Source organism: Massilia sp. UMI-21 (assembly GCA_015277795.1).
In the GTDB taxonomy this organism is placed as follows: Bacteria; Pseudomonadota; Gammaproteobacteria; order Burkholderiales; family Burkholderiaceae_D; genus Telluria.
Genome location: CP063848.1, coordinates 2,309,740 through 2,332,654 on the forward strand (window position 1 = coordinate 2,309,740; position 22,915 = coordinate 2,332,654).

At 65.2% G+C, this 22,915-nt stretch carries 18 protein-coding genes and 2 tRNA genes; 17 read left to right on the plus strand and 3 right to left on the minus strand.

The window, feature by feature from the left end; genetic code table 11:
• The first annotated feature begins 73 nt into the window (after nt 1–73).
• The 6 genes from IM543_10240 to IM543_10265 all read left to right on the plus strand — a co-directional run bounded on the left by IM543_10240 (nt 74) and on the right by IM543_10265 (nt 7,242).
• The gene (locus IM543_10240) at nt 74–991 is read left to right on the plus strand and encodes a patatin-like phospholipase family protein (GenBank protein ID QOY96164.1); all 918 of its coding nucleotides are present in this window, start codon (nt 74–76) and stop codon (nt 989–991) included.
• 10 nt (nt 992–1,001) lie between these two features.
• Nucleotides 1,002–1,412: a heme-binding protein gene (locus IM543_10245; GenBank protein ID QOY96165.1), complete on the plus strand. Its 411-nt coding sequence runs from the start codon at nt 1,002–1,004 to the stop codon at nt 1,410–1,412.
• Nucleotides 1,413–1,740: 328 nt separating this feature from the next.
• Entirely contained in the window at nt 1,741–2,931 is a 1,191-nt protein-coding gene (carA, locus tag IM543_10250) for a glutamine-hydrolyzing carbamoyl-phosphate synthase small subunit (GenBank protein ID QOY96166.1), read from the plus strand.
• On the plus strand, nt 2,924–6,154 hold the full coding sequence (gene carB / locus IM543_10255; protein QOY96167.1) for a carbamoyl-phosphate synthase large subunit: 3,231 nt from the start codon (nt 2,924–2,926) through the stop codon (nt 6,152–6,154). Before carA ends, carB begins: the two co-directional genes overlap by 8 nt.
• Nucleotides 6,155–6,268: 114 nt before the next feature.
• Entirely contained in the window at nt 6,269–6,748 is a 480-nt protein-coding gene (gene greA, locus IM543_10260) for a transcription elongation factor GreA (GenBank protein QOY96168.1), read from the plus strand.
• Nucleotides 6,748–7,242 (plus strand): DUF4149 domain-containing protein, encoded by a 495-nt coding sequence (locus IM543_10265; GenBank protein QOY96169.1) that lies wholly within the window; start codon nt 6,748–6,750, stop codon nt 7,240–7,242. Before greA ends, IM543_10265 begins: the two co-directional genes overlap by 1 nt.
• 189 nt (nt 7,243–7,431) lie before the next feature.
• Here IM543_10265 and yhbY read toward each other — a convergent pair whose 3' ends face one another.
• A complete protein-coding gene (gene yhbY, locus IM543_10270; protein QOY96170.1) occupies nt 7,432–7,902 on the minus strand; it encodes a ribosome assembly RNA-binding protein YhbY in 471 nt (156 codons plus the stop codon).
• A 42-nt stretch (nt 7,903–7,944) separates the two neighbouring features.
• On the opposite strand from yhbY, the gene IM543_10275 reads away from it, so the two are divergent.
• From IM543_10275 to IM543_10325, 11 genes are all read left to right on the plus strand, one after another.
• Nucleotides 7,945–8,592, plus strand: a complete 648-nt coding sequence (locus IM543_10275) for an RlmE family RNA methyltransferase (protein QOY96171.1) — start codon at nt 7,945–7,947, stop codon at nt 8,590–8,592.
• A 215-nt stretch (nt 8,593–8,807) separates the two neighbouring features.
• Nucleotides 8,808–10,694 (plus strand): ATP-dependent zinc metalloprotease FtsH, encoded by a 1,887-nt coding sequence (gene ftsH, locus IM543_10280; protein ID QOY96172.1) that lies wholly within the window; start codon nt 8,808–8,810, stop codon nt 10,692–10,694.
• Between the two features lie 93 nt (nt 10,695–10,787).
• Nucleotides 10,788–11,636: a dihydropteroate synthase gene (gene folP, locus IM543_10285; GenBank protein ID QOY96173.1), complete on the plus strand. Its 849-nt coding sequence runs from the start codon at nt 10,788–10,790 to the stop codon at nt 11,634–11,636.
• Nucleotides 11,637–11,661: 25 nt separating this feature from the next.
• Entirely contained in the window at nt 11,662–13,002 is a 1,341-nt protein-coding gene (gene glmM / locus IM543_10290) for a phosphoglucosamine mutase (protein QOY96174.1), read from the plus strand.
• A gap of 60 nt (nt 13,003–13,062) precedes the next feature.
• A tRNA-Pro gene (locus IM543_10295) sits at nt 13,063–13,139 on the plus strand.
• An 81-nt stretch (nt 13,140–13,220) separates the two neighbouring features.
• Nucleotides 13,221–13,297 (plus strand) — tRNA-Arg (locus IM543_10300).
• Nucleotides 13,298–13,418: 121 nt separating this feature from the next.
• Entirely contained in the window at nt 13,419–13,757 is a 339-nt protein-coding gene (locus IM543_10305; protein ID QOY96175.1) for a hypothetical protein, read from the plus strand.
• Between the two features lie 105 nt (nt 13,758–13,862).
• A complete protein-coding gene (locus IM543_10310; protein QOY96176.1) occupies nt 13,863–14,834 on the plus strand; it encodes an MBL fold metallo-hydrolase in 972 nt (323 codons plus the stop codon).
• Nucleotides 14,835–14,965: 131 nt separating this feature from the next.
• Nucleotides 14,966–16,741 carry an energy transducer TonB gene (locus IM543_10315; GenBank protein QOY96177.1) on the plus strand — a complete coding sequence of 592 codons (1,776 nt, stop codon included), beginning with the start codon at nt 14,966–14,968 and terminating at the stop codon, nt 16,739–16,741.
• A gap of 107 nt (nt 16,742–16,848) precedes the next feature.
• Nucleotides 16,849–17,976, plus strand: coding sequence for a polysaccharide biosynthesis/export family protein (locus IM543_10320; protein ID QOY96178.1), 1,128 nt, complete (start codon nt 16,849–16,851; stop codon nt 17,974–17,976).
• 55 nt (nt 17,977–18,031) lie between these two features.
• On the plus strand, nt 18,032–20,308 hold the full coding sequence (locus tag IM543_10325; protein QOY96179.1) for a polysaccharide biosynthesis tyrosine autokinase: 2,277 nt from the start codon (nt 18,032–18,034) through the stop codon (nt 20,306–20,308).
• Nucleotides 20,309–21,098: 790 nt separating this feature from the next.
• Here IM543_10325 and IM543_10330 read toward each other — a convergent pair.
• Nucleotides 21,099–22,289, minus strand: a complete 1,191-nt coding sequence (locus IM543_10330; GenBank protein ID QOY96180.1) for an acyltransferase — start codon at nt 22,287–22,289, stop codon at nt 21,099–21,101.
• A gap of 25 nt (nt 22,290–22,314) precedes the next feature.
• Nucleotides 22,315–22,908 (minus strand): phosphoesterase, encoded by a 594-nt coding sequence (locus IM543_10335; GenBank protein QOY96181.1) that lies wholly within the window; start codon nt 22,906–22,908, stop codon nt 22,315–22,317.
• Nucleotides 22,909–22,915: the final 7 nt, after the last annotated feature.

Here is a 22,915-nt window from a genome sequence, read left to right on the forward strand (position 1 = left end):
TTCAACAATTCGACGCCGACCCTCATTGCCGTGGTCGCGGTACAATCGTACTTCGTTCTTTTCGGCACCCTCTATGTTCTCTCGTCGTCGCTCCCTGATCGCCTGCGCCGCGTTGCTCCTGTCCGCCTGCGGCAGCACCCCGACCCAGCCTCCCGCAACCCCCGTCGCCCAGCAGGTCGCCCCGCCCGCGCCGCCGCGCAAAGTCAAGGTCGGCCTGGCCCTCGGTGGCGGCGCCGCCCGTGGCTTTTCCCACATCGGCGTCATCAAGGCGCTGGAAGCCCAGGGCATCGTCCCCGAGATCGTGGTCGGCACCAGCGCCGGCTCGGTGGTCGGGGCGCTGTATGCGTCCGGCATGAACGGGTTTACCCTGCAGAAGACCGCGCTGGCCATGGACGAGGCCACGATTTCCGACTGGGCCTTGCCGCTGTTCGGCACCTCGACCGGCGTGCTGAAAGGCGAGGCGCTGCAGAATTACGTGAACAAGGCCGTCGGCGGCGTGCCGATGGAGCGCCTGGCCCGCCGCTTCGGCGCCGTCGCCACCAACCTCAGGACCGGACAGCCGATTCTCTTTAGCAGGGGCAATACGGGCATGGCCGTGCGCGCCTCATCAAGCGTGCCGAGTGTGTTCCAGCCGGTGAAGATCGGCGACAATACCTATGTCGACGGCGGCCTGGTGGCGCCGGTGCCGGTCAAGTTCACCAAGGACCTGGGCGCCGAGTTCATCATCGCCGTCAACATTTCCAGCGCCACCGAGGGCGCGGCCACGGCCAGTTCACTCGACGTCCTGATGCAGACCTTCAGCATCATGGGCCAGCGCCTGAACCACTTCGAACTGAAGGAAGCCGACATCGTCATCACCCCGAAGCTCGGGAACATGGGCAGCGCCGACTTCAACAGCCGCAACCTGGCGATCCTGGCCGGCGAGCAGGCGGCCGCAGCCGTCATGCCGCAGATCAAGGCCAAGCTCAAGGCCAGGCAGCAAGCACAATAAAGGAGCTCACATGCAAACCAAACCGTATCTCGCGTTGGCGGACGTCAAGAAGATCGCAGCGGCGTCCGAAGCCGAAGCCTTGAGGAACAACTGGGCCGTGTCGGTCGCCATCGTCGACGACGGCGGCCACCTGCTGCACTTCCAGCGCCTCGACGGCGCCGCGCCGGCTTCGTCGTACATCGCGCCCGCCAAGGCCAGGACGGCCGCGCTCGGCCGCCGCGAGTCGAAGCTCTATGAAGACGTGATCAACAACGGCCGCGTGTCCTTCCTGTCGGCGCCGGAACTCGAAGGCATGCTGGAAGGCGGGGTGCCGGTGATCGTCGATGGCCACGTGATCGGCGCGGTCGGGGTCTCGGGCGTCAAGTCGAACGAGGATGCGCAGGTTGCCAGGGCCGGCATCGCCGCCCTGAGCGCCGCATGACAGCCGGGCCGTCGGCGCGCCGTCACGGGAAGGCACCTCCGGGTGCCTTTTTTTTTATTTCGCAAAAGCAGCAAAACAGCGGTTTGCGCGCCGCTTCCCCGCAGGTTTGGGCAAAATCGGCGCCACTTTTGTCGAATTGCTGCATTGCCGAATAGGCCTGTTCCGCGCTATAATTCGGAAGTTTAACCATTCACACCTTTGCCGTAGCGAACACCCACCATCCCTCATTCAACTAGATATCCAGCTACCGGCATCGGCACGTCCGCCCGGGTTTGTTGGATGTCGGTCTGACGTGGCGCAGCTACGGTAACTTTATTGGGAGTTACCCTTGCCGCCATTTTTTTCTGGCCCAGCCGTCCCGGCCATCCTGGCCCTCGCTGACGGAACGATTTTCAAAGGAGTTTCCATTGGTGCCACCGGTCACACGACCGGCGAAGTGGTGTTCAACACCGCGATTACGGGCTACCAGGAAATTCTCACCGACCCCAGCTATTCACGTCAGATCGTTACCCTGACGTACCCGCACATCGGCAACTACGGCGTCAACCCGGCCGACGTCGAGGCCTCGAAGGTCCACGCCGCCGGCCTGATCATCCGTGACCTGCCGCTGCTGGCATCGAATTTCCGTTCCACCCAGTCGCTGTCGGACTACCTGAAGCAGGAAAACGTGGTCGCCATCGCCGGCATCGACACCCGCAAGCTGACCCGTATCCTGCGCGAGAAGGGCGCCCAGAGCGGCGCCATCGTCACCGGCATCCAGGGCAAGGAGCCGTCGGAAGCGCAGGCGCTGGAACTGGCGCGCTCCTTCCCGGGCCTGGCCGGCATGGACCTGGCCAAGGTCGTCTCGGTGAAAGAGCCCTACGAATTCGTGGAAACCGAGTGGAAGCTGGGCGAAGGTTTCGGCAAGCAGGACAATCCCAAGTACCACGTGGTCGCCTTCGACTATGGCGTCAAGCGCAACATCCTGCGCATGCTGGCCGAGCGCGGCTGCAAGGTGACCGTGCTGCCGGCGCAGGCGACTGCCGCCGATGCCCTGGCGCTCAATCCTGACGGCATTTTCCTGGCCAACGGCCCGGGCGATCCGGAACCCTGCGACTACGCGATCAAGGCAAGCGCGGAGCTGATCGAGAAGGGCATCCCGACCTTCGGCATCTGCCTCGGCCACCAGATCATGGCGCTGGCATCCGGCGCCAGGACCATGAAGATGAAGTTCGGCCACCACGGCGCCAACCACCCGGTGCAGGACCTCGATTCGAAGAAGGTCCTGATCACCTCGCAGAACCACGGCTTCGCGGTCGACCCGCAGACCCTGCCGGCCAACTGCCGCGTCACCCACGTGTCGCTGTTCGACGGTTCGCTGCAGGGTTTCGAGCGCACGGACAAACCGGCGTTCTGCTTCCAGGGCCACCCGGAAGCCTCGCCCGGCCCGACCGACGTCGCCTACCTGTTCGACCGCTTCATCGGCCTGATGCAAAAGAGCGGAGAAAAAGACAATGCAGAAGGAAAAGTAAATGCCTAAGCGTAGTGATATCAAAAGCATCCTGATCATCGGCGCGGGTCCGATCGTCATCGGCCAGGCGGTCGAATTCGATTACTCGGGCGCCCAGGCCTGCAAGGCCCTGCGCGAGGAAGGCTACAAGGTCATCCTGGTCAACTCGAACCCGGCGACCATCATGACCGACCCGGAAACGGCGGACGTCACCTACATCGAGCCGATCACCTGGAAGGTCGTCGAGCGCATCATCGACAAGGAGCGCCCGGACGCGATCCTGCCGACCATGGGCGGCCAGACCGCGCTGAACTGCGCGCTCGACCTGCACCACAACGGCGTGCTGGAAAAATACAATGTCGAGCTGATCGGCGCGACCCCGGAAGCGATCGACAAGGCCGAGGACCGCGCCAAGTTCAAGGACGCGATGACCAAGATCGGCCTCGGTTCGGCGCGCTCGGGCGTGGCGCACTCGATGGAAGAGTCGTGGGCGGTGCAGCGCGAGCTGGGCTTCCCGACCATCATCCGTCCGTCCTTCACGATGGGCGGCAGCGGCGGCGGCATCGCCTACAACGAGGAAGAATTCGAGCAGATCTGCAAGCGCGGCCTGGAAGCCTCGCCGACCAGCGAGCTCCTGATCGAAGAGTCCCTGCTCGGCTGGAAAGAGTACGAGATGGAGGTGGTCCGCGACAAGAAGGACAACTGCATCATCATCTGCTCGATCGAGAACCTGGATCCGATGGGCGTGCACACCGGCGACTCGATCACCGTCGCGCCGGCGCAAACGCTGACCGACAAGGAATACCAGATCATGCGCAACGCGTCGATCAACGTGCTGCGCGAGATCGGCGTCGACACCGGCGGCTCGAACGTGCAGTTCGCGATCAACCCGAAGGACGGCCGCATGATCGTCATCGAGATGAACCCGCGCGTGTCGCGTTCGTCGGCGCTGGCCTCGAAGGCCACCGGCTTCCCGATCGCGAAAGTGGCGGCCAAGCTGGCGGTCGGTTTCACGCTCGACGAGCTGCGCAACGAGATCACCGGCGGCGCCACGCCGGCGTCCTTCGAGCCCTCGATCGACTACGTGGTCACCAAGATCCCGCGCTTCACCTTCGAGAAATTCCCGACCGCGGACAAGCACCTGACCACCCAGATGAAATCGGTGGGCGAGGTGATGGCCATGGGCCGCACCTTCCAGGAATCCTTCCAGAAGGCCCTGCGCGGCCTGGAAGTGGGCGTCGACGGCCTGAACGAGAAGACCCGCGACCGCGAGAAGATCGAAGAGGAACTCGGCGAGCCGGGTCCGGAGCGCATCTGGTACGTGGGTGATGCGTTTGCCCAGGGCTTTACCCTGGAAGAGGTGCACAACCTGACCAAGATCGATCCGTGGTTCCTGGTGCAGATCAAGGAAATCGTCGACATCGAGCTGTGGCTGGATCACCAGAAGCTCGACAGCCTGGACAAGCCGCTGCTGTACAAGCTCAAGCAGAAGGGCTTCTCGGACCGCCGCCTGGCCTTCCTGATGCAGACCACGCCGGAAGCCGTACGCGCGCGCCGCCACGCGCTGGGCATCCGTCCGGTCTACAAGCGGGTCGACACCTGCGCCGCCGAGTTCGCGACCGACACGGCCTACATGTACTCGACCTACGACGAGGAGTGCGAGTCCAATCCGACCGACAAGAAGAAGATCATGGTGCTCGGCGGTGGCCCGAACCGCATCGGCCAGGGCATCGAGTTCGACTACTGCTGCGTGCACGCGGCCCTCGCCATGCGCGAAGACGGCTACGAGACCATCATGGTCAACTGCAATCCGGAGACGGTCTCGACCGACTACGACACCTCGGACCGCCTGTACTTCGAGTCGCTGACCCTGGAAGACGTGCTGGAGATCGTCGAGCTGGAGAAGCCGATTGGGGTGATCGTGCAGTACGGCGGCCAGACGCCACTGAAACTCGCGCTGGATCTGGAAGCCAACGGCGTGCCGATCATCGGCACCTCGCCGGACATGATCGACGCCGCCGAAGACCGCGAGCGCTTCCAGCAGCTGCTGCAGAAGCTCGGCCTGCGCCAGCCGCCGAACCGTACCGCCCGTACCGAGGCCGACGCGCTCGCGCTGGCCGACGAAATCGGCTACCCGTTGGTGGTGCGCCCGTCCTACGTGCTGGGCGGCCGCGCGATGGAAATCGTCCACGAGCAGCGCGACCTCGAACGCTACATGCGCGAAGCGGTCAAGGTCTCGCACGATTCGCCGGTGCTGCTGGACCGCTTCCTGAACGACGCCATCGAAGTCGACGTCGACTGCATCTCGGACGGCGAAGCCACCTTCATCGGCGGCGTCATGGAACACATCGAACAGGCCGGCGTGCACTCGGGCGACTCGGCCTGCTCGCTGCCGCCGTACTCGCTGTCGCAAGAGACCATCGCTGAACTCAAGCACCAGACCTCGCTGATGGCCAAGGCCCTGAACGTGGTCGGCCTGATGAACGTGCAGTTCGCCATCCAGCAAACGGAAGAGGACGGCAAGACGGTCGACACCGTGTTCGTGCTGGAAGTGAATCCGCGCGCCTCGCGTACCGTGCCCTTCGTCTCCAAGGCGACCGGCCTGCAGCTGGCGAAAATCGCCGCACGCTGCATGGTCGGCCAGACCCTCGCCAGCCAGGGCGTCACGCACGAGGTGACGCCGCCGTTCTACAGCGTCAAGGAAGTCGTGTTCCCGTTCGTGAAGTTCCCGGGCGTCGACACCATCCTGGGACCGGAAATGAAGTCGACCGGCGAGGTGATGGGTGTCGGCATGACCTTCGGCGAAGCCTTCGTGAAGTCGCAGCTGGCGGCCGGCATCATCCTGCCGACCAAGGGTGCCGTGTTCCTGTCGGTGAAGGGCGCGGACAAGCCGCGTACCGTCGGCGTGGCGCGCGAACTGGTGGCGCTGGGCTTCGACCTGGTGGCGACCAAGGGCACCGCCGCGGTCATCGAGGCGGCCGGCATCCCGGTGCGTTCGGTGAACAAGGTGCTGGAGGGACGTCCGCACGTGGTCGACATGATCAAGAACCGCGAGATCGTCATGGTGGTCAACACCGTGGAAGAGAAGCGTTCGGCGATCAAGGACTCGGCCACCATCCGTACCTCGGCCCTGCAGTCGCGCGTGGTCACCTACACGACCATCGCCGGCGCGGAAGCCGCGATCGAGGGCATGCGCCACCTGGAAGACCTGCGCGTCTACGATTTACAAGGTCTCCATAAAACCTTAAACTAAGCATCAGTGTAAGAACTGAGTAGTACCAAACGACCACAGAGCTCGCGCGGCCCAGGCGCCGCGCGCCTCTGTGGTTTTCACTTGGTGCGTCCAATCACCAACAGATAGAGCGACATGAACACTACCGTACCACTGACCAAATACGGCGCTGAACTCCTGAAGGAAGAGCTGCACCAGCTCAAGACCAAGGAGCGCCGTAATGTGATCGACGCGATCGCCGAGGCGCGTTCGCACGGCGACCTGTCCGAAAATGCAGAATACGATGCCGCCAAGGAGCGCCAGGCCTTCGTCGAAGGCCGCATCGCGGAACTCGAAGGCAAGCTGAGCGCCGCGCAGATCATCGACCCGGCCACGCTGGACGCGGAAGGCCGCGTCGTCTTCGCGTCGACCGTCGACCTGGAAGACCTGGACAACGGCCAGAAGGTCAGCTACCAGATCGTCGGCCTCGATGAAGCCGACCTGAAACTGAACAAGGTGTCGGTGACCTCGCCGATCGCCCGCGCCCTGATCGGCAAGTACGCCGGCGACGTGGTCGAAGTGCAGGCCCCGTCGGGTCCGCGCGAATACGAAATCCTCGAAGTCCGCTACGTCTGATGACCACCAGCCGGACGGCAGCGCCGTCGTCCTCCGCCAGTCCCGCCGGAAGTCGCCTGGCCGCCGCGCGGCTGCTGGCGGCCGTGTTGTGGGCCGGCGCGCTGTGGGCGCTCGGCTACATCGCCGCGCCGGCCGTGTTCGCGGCGGTGCCGAGCACGGTGGCGGGCGACGTCGTGGCCGTGCTCCTCGATCGCCTCGGCTGGGTGTCGCTCGGCTGCGCCGCGCTGGTTCTGGTGCTGGTACGCCTGTCGCCCGACCTCGACCCGCGGCGCCGGCGCTCGCTGAACCTGCTGGTGCTGGCCATGCTGGCCTGTGCGCTGGTCATGTGGGCCGGGCTGCAGCCGGCCATGGCGCAGATGCGCGAACTGGCCGGCCCGGAAGGGGTGAGGGCCTCGCCATACTGGACCCGGTTCGCCGTGATGCATGGGGTGTCGCAGCTGTTTCACGTGATCGAGAGTATTCTCGCTGCGATGCTGGTGCTGAAGAGCCGTTGATCCAGATTTTGTAGGGTGGGCGGATCCTCCGCCCGCGCGTTCAGGCAACTTGTCAATACCGGAAGCATTTTTCGTCAATTCTTGCGTGAGCTGAACGCGTGGGCAGGAGACCTGCCCACCCTACGCCCCTCAGCTTGGAAGACTGATGCTGGATAAAGGGCGAAAAAAACCGGGTCTCCCCGGTCTTGATCACTTGTTCAGTGAATTCTTCTTGGTAGAAGTCTGACGCGGCTTGGCGCGCTTGATGTTGCCGCCCGCGGTCACACGTTCGTTTCCCTTGATCATGACCTTGGTGACGCTCGGCTTCTTGGTGCCGCTGGCGCTGGCCTTGACGATGGTGACTTCGCGCATGCCCTTGCCGGCCTTGCTGCTGCGTTCCTTGACGGTTTCCTTCTTCGGGCGGTAGAGCACCAGCAGCTTGCCGATGTGCTGGACCGGCGCCGCGTCGAGTTCTTCGCAGACCTGCTCGTACATGGCGATACGGGCTTCGCGGTCGTCGCCGAACACGCGCACCTTGATCAGGCCGTGCGCGTCGAGGCTGGCGGCGATTTCCTTCATGACCGATTCGGTCAGGCCGGATTCGCCGATCATGACGACTGGATTGAGTCCGTGGGCCTCGGCGCGCAGGGCGCTGCGCTCGGCCGGAGTGAGTTTAAGCATAATAAGTTTTGGAAGTACCTTTAAAAGCAGTATTCTACGCGAATGGCCAAGAACAAATTAAACAAAAACTGGTTGCATGACCATATTAACGACCCTTACGTCAAACTGGCCCAGAAAGAGGGCTACCGTGCCCGCGCCGCCTACAAGCTCAAGGAAATCGACGAAAGCGAAAAGCTGATCAAGCCGGGCCAGGTGATCGTCGACCTCGGCTGTACCCCGGGCAGCTGGGCCCAGTACACCCGCCGCAAGCTGGCCGGCGCGGACGGCGGCCGCATCCACGGCACCATCATCGGGCTCGACATGCTGCCGATGGAGCCGATCGCCGATGTGCAGACCATCCTCGGTGATTTCCGCGAAGAAGAGGTGCTGGGTCAACTCGACGAACTGTTGCAAGGCCGCAAGGTCGACCTCGTGCTGTCCGACATGGCGCCGAATCTGTCGGGTATTCCCACTGCCGATGCGGCGCGAATGGAACACTTGATCGACCTGGCCATTGAGTTTTCTCAACTGCACATGAAACCGGGCGGCGCTCTGCTGGTGAAGTGCTTTAAAGATATGGGATTTACCCAGATACTGGAAAAGTTTCGTACCGAGTTCAAGACCGTCAAGCAGGTCAAACCGAAGGCAAGCCGGGACAAATCCTCGGAAATTTTCCTGCTTGGACGCGGTCTGAAGAATCCAGTGGCGTGAAATACAGGGCTGGATGCTGTTTTGCCCTTGATATTCGGCGCGGCAACCGCACATCACCCGCGTGAGGCTGGTTGCGCGAACGTCGCCGCCGGCTGGACATGTAAAATTGGCATTTCAGCACTATTGCCGTACGTTGCGTGGCAGCGTCGGCTTATTGCGGTTAAAATCGTCATACTGATATCGGTAGAGATGCAATCCGCATCGGAGGAGTTTTCGTGAATAATATGTTTTCCAAATCCGCCATCTGGGTGGTCGTTGCGCTGCTGTTGTTCATGCTGTTCAAGCAGTTCGACAACCACAGCGTCGCCGGCGGCAGCAAGACCATCGCTTATTCCGAGCTTCTCGATGAGGTGAAGGCGCGTCGCATCAAGGACGTCGTGATCGAAGGCTCGAACATCACCGCGACCCGCCAGGACGACACCAAGGTGCGCGCCACCGCGACCATCCTCGACCGTGGCCTGATCGGCGACCTGCGCGAGAACGGCGTGCGTTTCGACGTGAAGCCGCCAGAGGAACCATCGTTCCTGCAGCAGGTCTTCATCTCCTGGTTCCCGATGCTGCTCCTGATCGGCGTGTGGGTGTTCTTCATGCGCCAGATGCAGGGCGGCGGCAAGGGCGGCGCTTTCTCCTTCGGCAAGTCGAAGGCGCGCATGCTCGATGAAACCAACAACACCGTCACCTTCGCCGACGTCGCCGGTTGCGACGAAGCGAAAGAAGAAGTCTCGGAAATCGTCGACTTCCTGAAGGACCCGACCAAGTTCCAGAAACTGGGCGGCCGGATCCCGCGCGGCGTGCTGATGGTCGGTCCTCCGGGTACCGGTAAGACCCTGCTGGCGCGCGCCATCGCCGGCGAAGCCAAGGTGCCGTTCTTCTCGATCTCCGGTTCCGACTTCGTCGAGATGTTCGTCGGCGTGGGTGCATCCCGCGTGCGCGACATGTTCGAGAACGCCAAGAAACACTCGCCTTGCATCATCTTCATCGACGAGATCGACGCCGTCGGCCGCCACCGCGGCGCCGGCATGGGCGGCGGCAACGACGAGCGCGAACAGACCCTGAACCAGTTGCTGGTCGAAATGGACGGATTCGAGGCCTCCTCGGGCGTGATCGTGATCGCCGCGACCAACCGCGCCGACGTGCTCGACAAGGCGCTGCTGCGTCCGGGCCGCTTCGACCGCCAGGTGATGGTGGGCCTGCCGGACATCCGCGGCCGCGAGCAGATCCTGAACGTGCACATGCGCAAGGTGCCGATCGGTACCGACGTCAAGGCCGACATCCTGGCGCGCGGCACCCCGGGCTTCTCGGGCGCCGACCTGGCCAACCTGGTCAATGAGGCCGCGCTGTTCGCCGCGCGCCGCAGCAAGCGCCTGGTCGAGATGATCGACTTCGAAGACGCCAAGGACAAGATCTACATGGGTCCGGAACGCAAGTCGATGATCATCCGCGAGGAAGAGCGCCGCAACACGGCCTATCACGAATCGGGCCACGCGGTGGTCGCCAAGCTGCTGCCGAAGGCCGATCCGGTGCACAAGGTCACGATCATGCCGCGCGGCTATGCCCTCGGCCTGACCTGGCAGCTGCCCGAGCACGACAACCTGTCGGGCTACAAGGACAAGATGCTGGAAGAGATCTCGATCCTGTTCGGCGGCCGCATTGCTGAAGAGATCTTTGTCGGCCAGATGTCCACCGGCGCTTCGAACGACTTCGCCCGCGCGACCAAGCTGGCCCGTTCGATGGTCACGCGCTTCGGCATGTCCGAGAGCATGGGCGTGATGGTCTACGAAGACAGCGAGAACGAAGGCTTCTTCGGCGGCGCCACCAAGACCATCTCGGAAGCGACGCAGCAGAAGGTCGACGCCGAGATCCGCGCCATCCTCGACACCCAGTACGCACTGTCGCGCCGCCTGCTGGAAGAGAACCGCGACAAGGTCGAAATGATGACGAAAGCACTGCTCGACTGGGAAACCATCGACGCCGAGCAGATCAACGACATCATGGCGGGCCGCGAGCCGCGCCAGCCGACTTCCAGCATCCTGACCAAGCGCACCCCGCCGGGTGACGGCGGCTCGGGCGGCGTGGCGCCGAACGCCACCGCGCCTGCTTGATTTGCGGCCTGATCGCCTCTTCTAGTCGAGCAAAGGCATCCCGGTGGATGCCTTTTGCTCGTTAACGCTTCACCATCCCAGCGCTTCCACGCCATGCCCCAGAACCTGCAATGCGGCCAGTACAGCTTCGCGCTGGACGGTCCAGGCGCCGCCCATCCGGTCGTGATGGGTATCCTGAACCTGACCCCCGATTCCTTTTCCGACGGCGGCCGCTACCAGGGCCTCGAGTTCGCGCTCTCGCACGCCGAGGAGATGATCCGCGACGGGGCCGGCATGATCGACATCGGTGGCGAATCGACCCGGCCGGGCTCGCCCGGCGTCGCGCTGGCGGAAGAGCTGGCGCGCGTGATGCCGGCACTGTATGCGCTGCGCACGCTCGATTGCGCCCTGTCGGTCGACACCTGCAAGCCGGAAGTCATGCGTGAGGCGATCATCGCCGGCGCCGACATGATCAACGACATCAACGGTTTTCGCGCGCCCGGCGCCATCGAGGCGGTGCGCGACAGCGATTGCGGCCTGTGCGTGATGCACATGCAGGCGACCCCGCAGACCATGCAGCAGGCGCCCAGCTACGGCGACGTGGTGGGCGAGGTCGTCGACTTCCTGAATCGGCGGGTGGACGCGATGGTGGCCGCCGGGATCGAACGGGAACGCATCTGCATCGACCCGGGTTTCGGCTTCGGCAAGACGGTCGAGCACAATTTCGCGCTGCTGCGCCAGCTCGCGCGCATCCGTGACGCGCTGGGCCTGCCGGTGCTGGCCGGGATGTCGCGCAAGTCGATGATCGGCGCAGTGACGGGACGTCCGGTCGAGCAAAGAGTTGCCGGAAGTATTGGAGCGGCATTGGCTGCGGTAGCGCATGGCGCTAGAATCGTGCGTGTGCATGATGTGGCGGATACGGTTGATGCCTTGAAGGTATGGCACGCAGCCAACAACGATTAATCACGGAAAAGAGAGTAGAAGAAGAATGGCACGAAAATATTTCGGTACGGATGGTGTTCGTGGTCTGGTCGGCGCAGCGCCGATTACGCCTGACTTCGTGATGCGCCTCGGCTATGCCGCCGGCACGGTGCTCGCCAAAGGCGCCAAGTCGAGCAGCGGCCGCCCGGTCGTCCTGATCGGCAAGGACACCCGCATTTCGGGTTACATGCTGGAAGCCGCGCTGGAGGCGGGCTTCTCCGCCGCCGGCGTGGACGTGATGCTGGCCGGCCCGATGCCGACCCCGGCCATTGCCTACCTGACCCGCGCCCTGCGCCTGCAAGCCGGCGTGGTGATCTCGGCTTCGCACAATCCTTTCCAGGACAACGGCATCAAGTTCTTCTCCCGACACGGCACCAAGCTGCCCGACGCGGTCGAACTGGAAATCGAAGAAGCCATCGACGAGCCGATGGGCTGTGTGCCTTCCGACAAGCTGGGCCGCGCGTCGCGCCTGCGCGATGCCCAGGGCCGCTACATCGAATTCTGCAAGAGCACCTTCCCGAACGAACTCGACCTGCGCGGCCTGAAGATCGTGGTCGACAGCGCCCATGGTGCGGCCTACAACATCGCACCGCACGTGTTCCACGAACTCGGCGCCGAAGTGGTCTCGATCGGCGCCCAGCCGGACGGTTTCAACATCAATGCCGGCGTCGGCGCTACCGCGCCGAAGGCCTTGTCGGAAGCGGTCGTGGCCAACAAGGCCGACCTCGGCATTGCGCTGGACGGCGACGCCGACCGCCTGATCATGGTCGACGCGGGCGGACGCGTCTACAACGGCGACGAATTGCTGTACCTGATGGTGCGCGACCGCATGGCGACCGGCCCGGTGGCCGGCGCGGTCGGCACCCTCATGACCAACATGGCGCTGGAAGTGGCCTTCAAGCAGATGGGTGTCGGCTTCGCGCGTGCCAAGGTGGGCGATCGCTATGTGCTGGAAGTGATGCAGGAGCGCGGCTGGCTGTTCGGCGGCGAGAGCTCGGGCCACCTGCTGGCCCTGGACAAGCACAGCACCGGCGACGGCATCGTCTCGGCGCTGCAGGTGCTGTCGGCGCTCAAGCGCAGCAACATGTCGCTGGCCGAATGCTGCAGCGAGCTCACGCTCTATCCGCAGACCCTGATCAACAAGCGCGTCACGCCGGGTTTCGACTGGACCAGCGACCAGGCCCTGGTGGCCGAGAAGGAAGCGGTCGAGCGCGAACTGGGCGACGCGGGCCGGGTCTTGATCCGGGCATCGGGCACCGAGCCCCTGATCCGCGTCATGGTCGAGGCCAAGGAGGCCGAACTGGCCGAGAGCATGGCGCGCCGCATCGCCGACAAGCTGGCCGCCTGACGCAGGGCATGGGTGCGCGATTTGACGCGCACCCGTTGCGGGAGTATGATCGGCCCCAATCGGAGTGTAGCGCAGCCCGGTAGCGCACCTGGTTTGGGACCAGGGGGTCCAAGGTTCGAATCCTTGTACTCCGACCACCGCTTCTTCTGCGGGCTGTCGATCGACAGCCCGTTTCGTTTCTGCGGCCCGGTAATCCGGACCGTCTACGCCATCTTCATCTGCCCATAGCTCAGTTGGATAGAGCATCAGCCTTCTAAGCTGAGGGTCGCTGGTTCGAACCCAGCTGGGCAGGCCACTCCTCGTCGGCGATCCGCACGCCATCGCAAGGCATGTATTTCGCGAATGCCGTCCGGTGCAGTAAGATCACGGTCCGGACGGGCCTGTCGTGGCTCTCCCTCACCACTATTTCGGACCGCATGCTTTTCCTGACTGTTCCCTACGCCGAGAAGGACGAAGCCAAGGCGCTCGGCGCCCGCTGGAATCCCACCAAACGCCGCTGGTACGTGCCGGACGGCGTCGCTACCGCCGCTTTTGCCAAATGGGCCGCGCAGGGCGGCGATGCCGCCGGCGCCGCTGGCGTGGCCGGCGGCCGCGTCGACAGCTACCTGGGCAAGACCGTGACCGGCACCAACTACGTCGCGCTCGACCATGACTGCAATCCTTTCGAGCCCTGCACGCAATGCGCACTGGCCTTGGCCGATACCGAGTGGCCCAAGGCACGCCAGCAGCTGGCCGGCCTGGTCGCGAAGCTGTAATCCGGGGCGCGCGCGTCCCGGCAGGCGAACGGCGTCCGCAGCGCTGCCGTGTTAACGTTCCGGCTCCGCGCACTTCCCCTGCGTGCGCGCTTTCGGAGACTGCCCATGCCCTTCGCACGACTGTTCCAGCCCTGCATCCGTTTCTCCTGCCTGCTGGCGCTGGTGTACGCATTGGCTCCCACCGTCCGTGCGGCCGACGCGCCGGCCGCGCCGGCACCGGAGGAAACATTCATGTTGCAGCTGGCGCAAGACAGCGACCAGGCCCAGGATCCGGGCGCGGGCAGCGTGCAGTTCATCGGTACCGCCACGGTGATCATCCGCTACCAGGGCTTCACGATCCTGACCGACCCGAACTTCCTGCACAAGGGCGAGCACGTGCACCTCGGGTATGGCTTGACGTCGGAACGCACGACCGATCCGGCCATCGAGTTCGAACAACTGCCGCGGATCGACCTGGTCGTGCTTTCCCATTTCCATGGCGACCATTTCGACCAGCTGGTACAGGAAAAGCTCAACCGCGCCACGCCGATCGTCACCACCAAGGAGGGGAGCGAACGGCTCAAGCGCCTGGGATTCACCCGCACCATCGGCCTGAGCAGCTGGGACCGGCTCGAAGTCGCCAAGGGCGCCGCCCGCCTGCGCCTGACGGCCACGCCGGCGCGCCACGGCCCGGCCGGCGTGGCCGTCCTGCTGCCGACGGTAATGGGTTCCGTGCTCGATTTCGGCGCCGATCCGGCGGCGCCCGATTACCGCATGTACATCAGTGGCGACACGCTGGTGTACGACGACATCCGCGCGATCCCGCAGCGCTTTCCGAACATCGACCTGGCGCTGCTGCACCTGGGCGGCACCCGCATCCTCGGCGTGGTGAAGCTGACGATGGACGGCAAGGACGGGGTGCGCATGATGCAGATCGTGCGGCCGGGGAAGACCGTGCCGATCCACTACAACGACTACGATGTGTTCAAGTCGCCGCTCGCGGACTTCGCGCGCGAGGTCGAGGCGGCCGGCCTCGAGAAGGACGTGGTCTACCTCGCGCACGGCGACACCTATTCGTTTGGCCGGACACAGCGGTAAAAGGCAGGTGGCCGCGCCGTCCGTTCCGGGGTGTCGTCGCCGGCGCGACCCGCTCAATCGTGCGCGCTCGCCATACCGCTGAGTAAACGCTATGATGCCAGCCTGACAAGAATTGCTTCCAGGCCCAAGGCATGTCCCGAGTGCACCACTCCAGTCCGAACGATACCCTGGCCCAGCGTGACCGGAGGCTCGTCACCGGCATCGCGATATCGGCACTGCTGCATGGCCTGCTGTTGTCCCTGCAATTCGGTGTTCCGGGCTTCGATAGCGGGCAGGCGGGGCCGATCCAGGTCACGCTGGCGCCGCCGGTGCCGTCACCCGCACCCGACCCCGTGCCAGCCCCTGTGGACGCCCCGGCCTTGCCGCTGCCGCCGCTGCCGCTGCCGACGCCGTCCGCGGCGCCGGCCAGGGGCTTGCGCCTGGTCGACCCGCGCCCGCAGCAGGTCGAGACGGCGCAGTCGGTGCAGCCGAAGCCTGCGGCCAAACCGGTCCGGGGTCCGAAGCCGAAACGCCGTGCCCCGGTGGCGGCGCCCGTCATCGCATCGCTGGCCCAGCCAGATGCCCCCTTTGCCGTCGCGCCTCCGCCGGCCGAGATCGAGCCCGAGCTCGTCCCGAGCGCGGTCAGCAGCGATGCCGACATCCAGCCTGATCCCGATGAAGTCGCCATTGCGGCGCGCGCCGACCAGCAGGTCGCCGAGGCCGAGCGCCAGCGCCAGGAAGAAACCGACCGGATCGCAAGCGCCGAAGCGCAGCAACGCCTCGAGGCCGAGACTGCGCGCCTGCTGCGCGAGGAACAGGAACTCGTCACCCGGCGGGAACGCGATGCCCTTGCCCAGCGCGAGGCCGCCTTGCAGGCAGAGGAGCGACAGCGGCTCGAACGGCAGCAGGCGGAGCAAAAGTTCGCCGAACAGGAGTTGGCGGCGCGCGAGCTGGCGCAGCAACAGCTGGTCGAGCGCGAACGCCAGGAGGCCGAGCGGCGCGCTGCCGAGCAGCGCCTGGCCGAACAGTTGGCGGCGGAGGAGGCGCGGATCGCGCAGCAACGGCTTGACGAGCGCCGCCGCGCCGAAGCCGAGCAGCAGCGCCTGGCCCAGCTGCGCGAAAGCGAAGCAGCGCAGGCGCGCCAGGCCGAGCAGCAGCGTGCGGCCGAGCGCGTGCTGGCCGAACGCCTCGCCGCCGAGCGCCGCGCAGCCGAAGAGGCCGAGCGGCGCCTGGCGCAGGAACGCGAACGCCGGCGTGCCGAGGAGCTGGCACAGCGGCAAGCCGCCGACGAGCAGGCCCGCGCGCAACGGCTGGCGCGCGAGCGTGCGGAAGAGGCGGAGCGGCGCGCCGACGAGCGCCTGCAGGCCCGGGCGCTGCCGGGGAGCGGCAACCCGGGATCGGGCGGACCCGGCGCGGGCATCCCGGGCAACGGAAGCGGGGATGGGACCAGGCCGGGCAGCGGCGTTCCGAGCGGCGCCCTGGCGAGCCGGGCGCGCGAACTGCTGCGCGGGCTGACCATCCCGAACGTGGCGCCGCCCCCGACCCGACCCGCCAGCGACGCTGCCGGCGGGCGCCGGGCGCTGGCCGATGGCGGCGAACGTGACGTGCCCTTGCGCCTGTACGTCGACAGCGTGCGCCAGAAGCTGGAACGCACGGCGGTTCTCGGCGGCGCGCAGTTTGCCTTGCGCGAGGTTCGTATCGATCCATTGGTCAGTCTGTCGCTCCGAAGCGACGGCAGCGTCGACGACGTCACCATTGTCCGATCGAGCGGCCGTGCCGACATGGACGACGCGGTACGCCGCTTCGTCCAGCTCAACGCCCGCTACGCCGCCTTCCCGCCGAACGTCGCGGCACGCTTCGACATCATCGAGATCCGCCGCGTCTGGCGCTTTGCGGACGGCCTGAAGTTACTGGAGGAAATGCGCTGAGCCGTACCGCAGCCGCTGTTTGATCAACTGCAAAGCCAAGCCCGATGGACGCCTTACGCTGAACTGAACCGTTCCAGTAAGACGACTATTTTTGATAGGCAACAATCATGGCTTCGTTTTGTTCAGTTGCAATATCTGTCTGCCGGCCGCTGGTGCTGGCCCTGTCGCTATCCGGCGTTCTGGCGGGCTGTGCCACCGGGCTGCAGTTTTCCGGTAGCGGCAAGGATGGCGGCGGCGATGCCCCGCCCACCGAAATGATCACCGAGCAGCTGATCGAAATCGAGCGGCGCATGCTGGCCGAGCAGTCGCGGCAAGACCTGTCGCCGCTGATCGTGAGCAACCCGGCCCCCTACACCATCGGCCACGGCGACGTGCTGTCGATCGTGGTCTGGGACCATCCCGAACTCGCCGGCAGCGGCATGACCGCCGCCACCGCGGCCGTCGACAGCGGCACGGCCCCGCCCAACGCCGTCCAGCCGGGTTTCGCCGTCGACCATCTGGGACGCATCCAGTTTCCGCTGATCGGCCTGCTGCACGTCGAGGGCCAGACCGAAGAGCAGGCCAGGGCGCTCCTGACCAAGAAGCTGGCGCGCTACATTACCCAGCCCAGCCTCACGCTGCGGGTGCAGTCCTACCGCAGCAAGCGGGTCTACATCGACGGCGAAGTCAAGGCGCCGGGCCTGCAGGCGATCAACGATATCCCCATGACCCTGGTCGAGGCGCTGAACCGCGCCGGCGGCATGCTGCCCACTGCCGACCAAAGTCGCATCTTGATCGAACGGGGCTCCGGCCGCTACATGATCAACTTGCGCGACCTGGTGCAGAAGGGCGTCAACCCGGGCACCGTGCTGCTCAGGCACGGCGACGTGGTGCGCGTGCATTCGCGTGACGAAAGCAAGGTATTCGTGTCCGGCGAGGTGGTCACGCCACGCGCACTCACCATGCACAATGGCCGCCTCACCCTCAACGAGGCGCTGGGCGAGAGCGGTGGCGTCAGTCCCCTGAGTGGCGATGCGCGCCAGATCTACGTGGTGCGCAAGACCCCCGAGCGTACCCGCGTATTCCAGCTCGACGCCCGCGTGAGCGGAGCGCTGGCGATCGCCGAGTCGTTCGAACTGCGGCCGAAAGACGTGGTGTATGTCGCCGCTTCGCCGCTGGCCAACTGGAACCGTCACCTGAGCCTGCTGTTCCCGGGAGCGCTGACGTCCGCAGTCGGCGTCACTACCCGTCCCTGAGCACCCGCCCTGATACCTGATCCTGAGCATCTCTCTCCTGACGAGGTCCGCCACCATGAGCAATCCAGCCGACGCCCATCCGCTGACCCATCTCTCGCACAGTCCGCCCGTGCTGTCGGTGCCGTTCGATCCACGGCCTCCGGAGCCCCTGCCGGAAGAACCCACCGTCGACCTGAAAGGCTACTTCAACACCTTGTACGACAGCCGCTGGCTGATCGGCAGCATCACGGCCTTCATCACCGTGGTGGCGGTGCTGTATGCGCTGGTGGCCAAGCCGGTCTACGAGGCCAACCTCATGATCCACGTCGAAGAGGAAAGCCCGAACGCGTCCAAGAACATCCTGAGCGAAGCCTCGTCGCTGTTCGAAACCAAGAAGGCCGCCATCGCCGAGATGGAGCTGCTGCGTTCCCGCATGGTGGTGTCGCGCGCGGTGGACAACCTCCAGCTCTATATCGAGGTCCAGCCGAAGTACTTCCCGGTGGCGGGCTTCTGGTTCGCCAACCAGAACGCCGGCAACCTGTCCAACCCCGGTCTGTTCGGCTATGGCGGATACGTGTGGGGCGGAGAGAAAGCCGACGTGTCGGTGTTCGAGGTGCCCGATTCCTGGCTCAACCGCGAATTCGTGCTGACCGCGCGTGCCGGCAACCGCTATCGCTTCTCCGGCGGCGGCCAGCGCCTGGCCTTCGACGGCACCGTCGGCCAGCGCTATCGGGTCCCGCTTCCGGACGGCCTGCTCGAAATCAAGGTCGACCGCTTGTACGCCAATCCGGGCGCGCGCTTCCGCATCAAGCGCAAGTCGCGCCTGGGCACCATCCAGGCCATCCAGAGTGCGATGGTGATCACCGAGCAGGGCAAGCAGTCCGGCGTCATCGAGGTCAAGCTGCAGGGCGAGAGTTCCGCCCGCATCAACAGCCTCCTGAGCGAGATCGGTCGCGAATACATGCGCCAGAACCTGGCGCGCAAGACCGAGGAAGCCGAGAAGTCGCTTGCCTTCCTGAACCAGCAACTGCCGATCCTCAAGCGCCAGCTGGAGCAATCCGAAGACCGCTACAACCAGTTCCGCAACGCGCACGGCACCGTCGACCTGCGCGAGGAAGCGCGCATGAGCCTGGCACAGGCAGCGGCGGCCCATACCCGCCGCATGGAACTGATGCAGAAAAAGACCGAGCTGCTGGCGCGGTTCACCGAAGACCATCCGGTGGTAATGGCGATCAATCGCCAGCGCAAGGAAGTCGACGACGAAATCGAAGCCATCGCCAGCCGCATCCGCACCCTGCCGGTGATGGAACAGGACGAAGCGCGCCTGACGCGCGACATCAAGGTCAACACCGACCTGTACACGGCCTTGTCGAACACCGCGCAGCAGCTGCGCCTGATCTCCGTCGGGCGGGTCAGCAACGTGCGCCTGGTCGACGCGCCGATCGCACCGGAGAAGCCGATCAAGCCGAACCGGCCGCTGATCGTCGCGATGGCGGTGGTCACCGGCCTGTTCCTGGGGACGCTGATCGCTTTTACCCGCAAGGCCATGCGCGGCGGAATCGACGATCCCCAGAAGATCGAGCGGATGCTGCGCGCGCGGGTCGTGTACGCGTCCATCCCGCACAGCGGCAACCAGGACAAGCTGATGCGCAAGTCCAAGCCCGATGGCGTGCTGCCGCTGCTGGCGCAGATCCTGCCGGAAGATCCTGCGGTCGAGAGCCTGCGCAGCTTCCGCGCAGCGCTGCAGTTCTCCATGCCGCACTTCAAGAACAACGTCGTCATGATGGCCGGCCCCACCCGCGACCTCGGCAAGTCCTTCATCGCCGCCAACTTCGCGGCCGTGATGGCTGCCAGCGGCAAGCGCGTGCTGCTGATCGATGCCGACATGCGCAACGGGCACCTGCATCGCTATTTCGGTGTGGAGCGCGGCAAAGGCTTGTCGCGCGCGATCGCCGGCGGCGCCACGGTCGACGAAGTCATCCACCGTAACGTGCTGGACCGGCTCGACTTCATCCCGACCGGCGAATTGCCGACCAACCGGGCCGAATTCCTGCTGCACCTGAACTTCGGTACGCTGCTCGAGACGGTCAGCCCGCTCTACGATCTGGTGCTGATCGATCCTCCTCCGCTGCTTGCCGTCGCCGATGCCCTGATCATCGGCGCCCACGCCGGTGCCGTGTTCCTGGTCACCCGCTCCGCGGTGACGACGGAAGGGCAGATCAATGAATCGATCAAGCGCCTGAACCACGCCGGGATTTCGCCGCGCGGCGTGCTGTTCAACGACATGGCCCTTCGGCTGGGAGATTACCGTTCTCAATACGGCGGCGGACCGCAACTGGCCTACGTGGCCTGAGTCGCGGTTTGCATCAGAAGGGATCGGTGGACCCGGCAGCGGCAGCACGCCCCCGATGTGTAGCCGGTCGATATCGCCGCGCGGCCGGCACAGCACCGTGCGCGAGACCGCGCCGCTGCCAGGTGCGTCTAAGCGCGCGCATGCTCATCAAACGCGCGACACACGGATATTCTCGGGGTTTCCTTCCTGGGTCCCCATCCTGGCGCGTGCCGGCGCCGGTCGCATGGCGCACGGAGACCAGCGGCAGGCGCAGGGCCGCGGCGTGTCCAGCTCTGCCGTTCCCGGATTGATCGAGTACCGTTTCGCACTTCCTGCGCGAGTCGGCCCACGTGTCTGCGAGCTGGCCCACGTGCATGCCGAGCTGGCCTTCGTTGTGCCGCATCATTGATTGATTGCTTGCTTGCTTGCGCTCGCTTCGGTAAGAGCATGGCGCTTCTGGACGCTTCAAGCAGGTCGGACGAAGGCGGCGACGGTTTCGTCGTCCAGTCCAGGCCAGCTGCGGAGCTTCGTTGCCAGGCACGACCGAACAAGCCTTGTCGAGCCAGAGGCGGGGCGGCCATAACCGTCGTCGTTACCGACAACGCGATCATGGCCGCCTCCTGATGGATGCCGGTTCGATCCAGAGCGCATACCTTCGCGCATCGTCATCGGCGCGCTACAGAGCGATCCGCTAAGGGGCGCGGGCCGCGCACCCGCCGCCAGCCGCGATCTTGATTGGACAAGCAGCAGCGGACCGGCGGGCCCACCAAGGAGCCACTGCCAGTCCGCAGAAGCTGCGTTATCGGATACGTCAGTCCGGCGACAGTGCAACGCGAACCGGCTTGGTACGCGGTGCCAGCAGCCAAGCCTTCAGGGCGTTTCGGATCCGGATGGTGTGACGCTCGAACAGGAGGTAGAACACATACGAGAACACCACGATCGCACCGAGGACAGTGAAATACCACAGGAAATCAGTCGCCACAGTCGGGTCAAGGCGGTCGCGGCCGAGGAATTGTCGGCCGAGGAAGCGCATGAACTCGATGACAGGGACATGCAGGACGTACAGCGAGAACGAGAACTCCGAGAAGAAGACGGCGATCCGGTTGGCCCGCACATAGCCCGGGGCCGTCGGGTCCACTTCGTTGTGCAGCGAGGCCAGCAGGAGCAGGAAGGGGAGGCTGCAGATGATGTCCTGCACAAACGAGCCGGGAACGAGGTCGTCGTTGTTCCCGCGCAGCCGGTAATACACGAACAGCGCCATCGTCAGCAGCAGCAGCAGCGAGCGGCACAGCTTGCCGCAATCGATGCGAATCCGCGAGAAGGCAGCCCCGAGCAGCCAGATGATGAAATACAGCGAGATCATGTCACGCAGCGTCGACAGCAGCAGGACCAGCGCAGCGGCCGCGGCGGCGCGGCGCAGGACGCCGCCGCCGGCGAGCACCAGCAATAGCAGGGGAAACTGGATGTAGTACCAGGTTTCGTGTGCCAGGCTCCACAGGGGATAGTTGCCGCCGAAGTCGGGCACGGTGACCGTCTGCAGGCCGAACAGGTTGCCGGCGAAGGATGCCGCCGAGAACTCGTTGGCCGGATCGAAGTCCATCGGTCCGGTCGCCGCAGCGCCGATGATCAGGCCGACGGCCAGGGTCAGCAGCAGGGTGGGGACCAGCACCGTCCACAGCCGTGTGAAGCGGTCGATCGCATAATGGGCCAGTGCCTGTGGCTTGCCGAAGCGGTTCATCAGGCTGCCGCCCACCAGCCAGCCGCTGATCAGGAAGAACACGACCACCGCCTGGTGGGCGAAGCCGGTGAGGAAGGCCAGGCCCAGGTAGGCCAGCGAAGGCTCTTCGAGCGTGCGCAGGCCGGGGTAGATTTCGGCACGCAGGTGCGATGCAGCAACCTGCAGGGCCGCAAGGCCGCGCAGCGCCGAAATCAAGAGGGACTGTACTGCATTCTCGCCCAGCGGCGCCCGTGCTTGCCAATGTATCGAGGGGAATGAAACCATGTGTCTCTCCATTGGTGGAAAATCGCTAGCCGCATGTGTCCCAGGAATAGGGATGCGCGTTGCCGGACAGCGCCAGGGCAAGCCTGATCATCCAGTAACCCACATGCGCCGATTGCATCAACGAGGCCGATGCGAGGAATGTCGCTACTGCGCAGGCAGCGGACGCCGGACCAGGCGCGATGCCGCCTGGTTCGGCCTGATAAAGGGTGCCGACGCTGGCGCAGGCGCCGAGTATCCAACCGGTAATCGCTTCCGCAAGCGCATGCTCGCCTTGCCCCACCAGCGCGACGGTCATCGCGAGCCCGAGCGCCAGGCCGGCGCCGACGGCCGCCAGCGCATAGCCGCGTCCGATCGGACGGCACAGCAGGTAGCCGAGCACCGGGTAGACCGCTGTGACGCCGGCGGCGTGACCGCTGAAGGCCTTGAAGTCGAGCGGGCCGATATCGGTACCCCAGCCGAGATACGCGATCTTGCTGCCGCCCACCAGCGCCATGGCGCCGGCGTACAGGATTGTCCAGGCGACTGCTGCGCGCCACGCGCGGGCCGCCAGCAGCCACGCCCCGGCCGCGGCGGCCAGCGGCAGGGTGAGCTCGAGGTCGCCAAGGTGCAGCAGTTGCATCGCGTGC

Coding starts and splice junctions, on each gene's coding strand:
- IM543_10330 (QOY96180.1), bottom strand. CDS start 22,289: ATGGTTTCATTCCCCTCGATACATTGGCAAGCACGGGCGCCGCTGGGC.
- IM543_10265 (QOY96169.1), top strand. CDS start 6,748: ATGACCACCAGCCGGACGGCAGCGCCGTCGTCCTCCGCCAGTCCCGCC.
- IM543_10320 (QOY96178.1), top strand. CDS start 16,849: ATGGCTTCGTTTTGTTCAGTTGCAATATCTGTCTGCCGGCCGCTGGTG.
- IM543_10335 (QOY96181.1), bottom strand. CDS start 22,908: ATGCAACTGCTGCACCTTGGCGACCTCGAGCTCACCCTGCCGCTGGCC.
- IM543_10305 (QOY96175.1), top strand. CDS start 13,419: ATGCTTTTCCTGACTGTTCCCTACGCCGAGAAGGACGAAGCCAAGGCG.
- IM543_10275 (QOY96171.1), top strand. CDS start 7,945: ATGGCCAAGAACAAATTAAACAAAAACTGGTTGCATGACCATATTAAC.
- IM543_10240 (QOY96164.1), top strand. CDS start 74: ATGTTCTCTCGTCGTCGCTCCCTGATCGCCTGCGCCGCGTTGCTCCTG.
- folP (QOY96173.1), top strand. CDS start 10,788: ATGCCCCAGAACCTGCAATGCGGCCAGTACAGCTTCGCGCTGGACGGT.
- glmM (QOY96174.1), top strand. CDS start 11,662: ATGGCACGAAAATATTTCGGTACGGATGGTGTTCGTGGTCTGGTCGGC.
- IM543_10315 (QOY96177.1), top strand. CDS start 14,966: ATGTCCCGAGTGCACCACTCCAGTCCGAACGATACCCTGGCCCAGCGT.
- IM543_10310 (QOY96176.1), top strand. CDS start 13,863: ATGCCCTTCGCACGACTGTTCCAGCCCTGCATCCGTTTCTCCTGCCTG.
- greA (QOY96168.1), top strand. CDS start 6,269: ATGAACACTACCGTACCACTGACCAAATACGGCGCTGAACTCCTGAAG.
- IM543_10325 (QOY96179.1), top strand. CDS start 18,032: ATGAGCAATCCAGCCGACGCCCATCCGCTGACCCATCTCTCGCACAGT.
- carB (QOY96167.1), top strand. CDS start 2,924: ATGCCTAAGCGTAGTGATATCAAAAGCATCCTGATCATCGGCGCGGGT.
- IM543_10245 (QOY96165.1), top strand. CDS start 1,002: ATGCAAACCAAACCGTATCTCGCGTTGGCGGACGTCAAGAAGATCGCA.
- yhbY (QOY96170.1), bottom strand. CDS start 7,902: ATGCTTAAACTCACTCCGGCCGAGCGCAGCGCCCTGCGCGCCGAGGCC.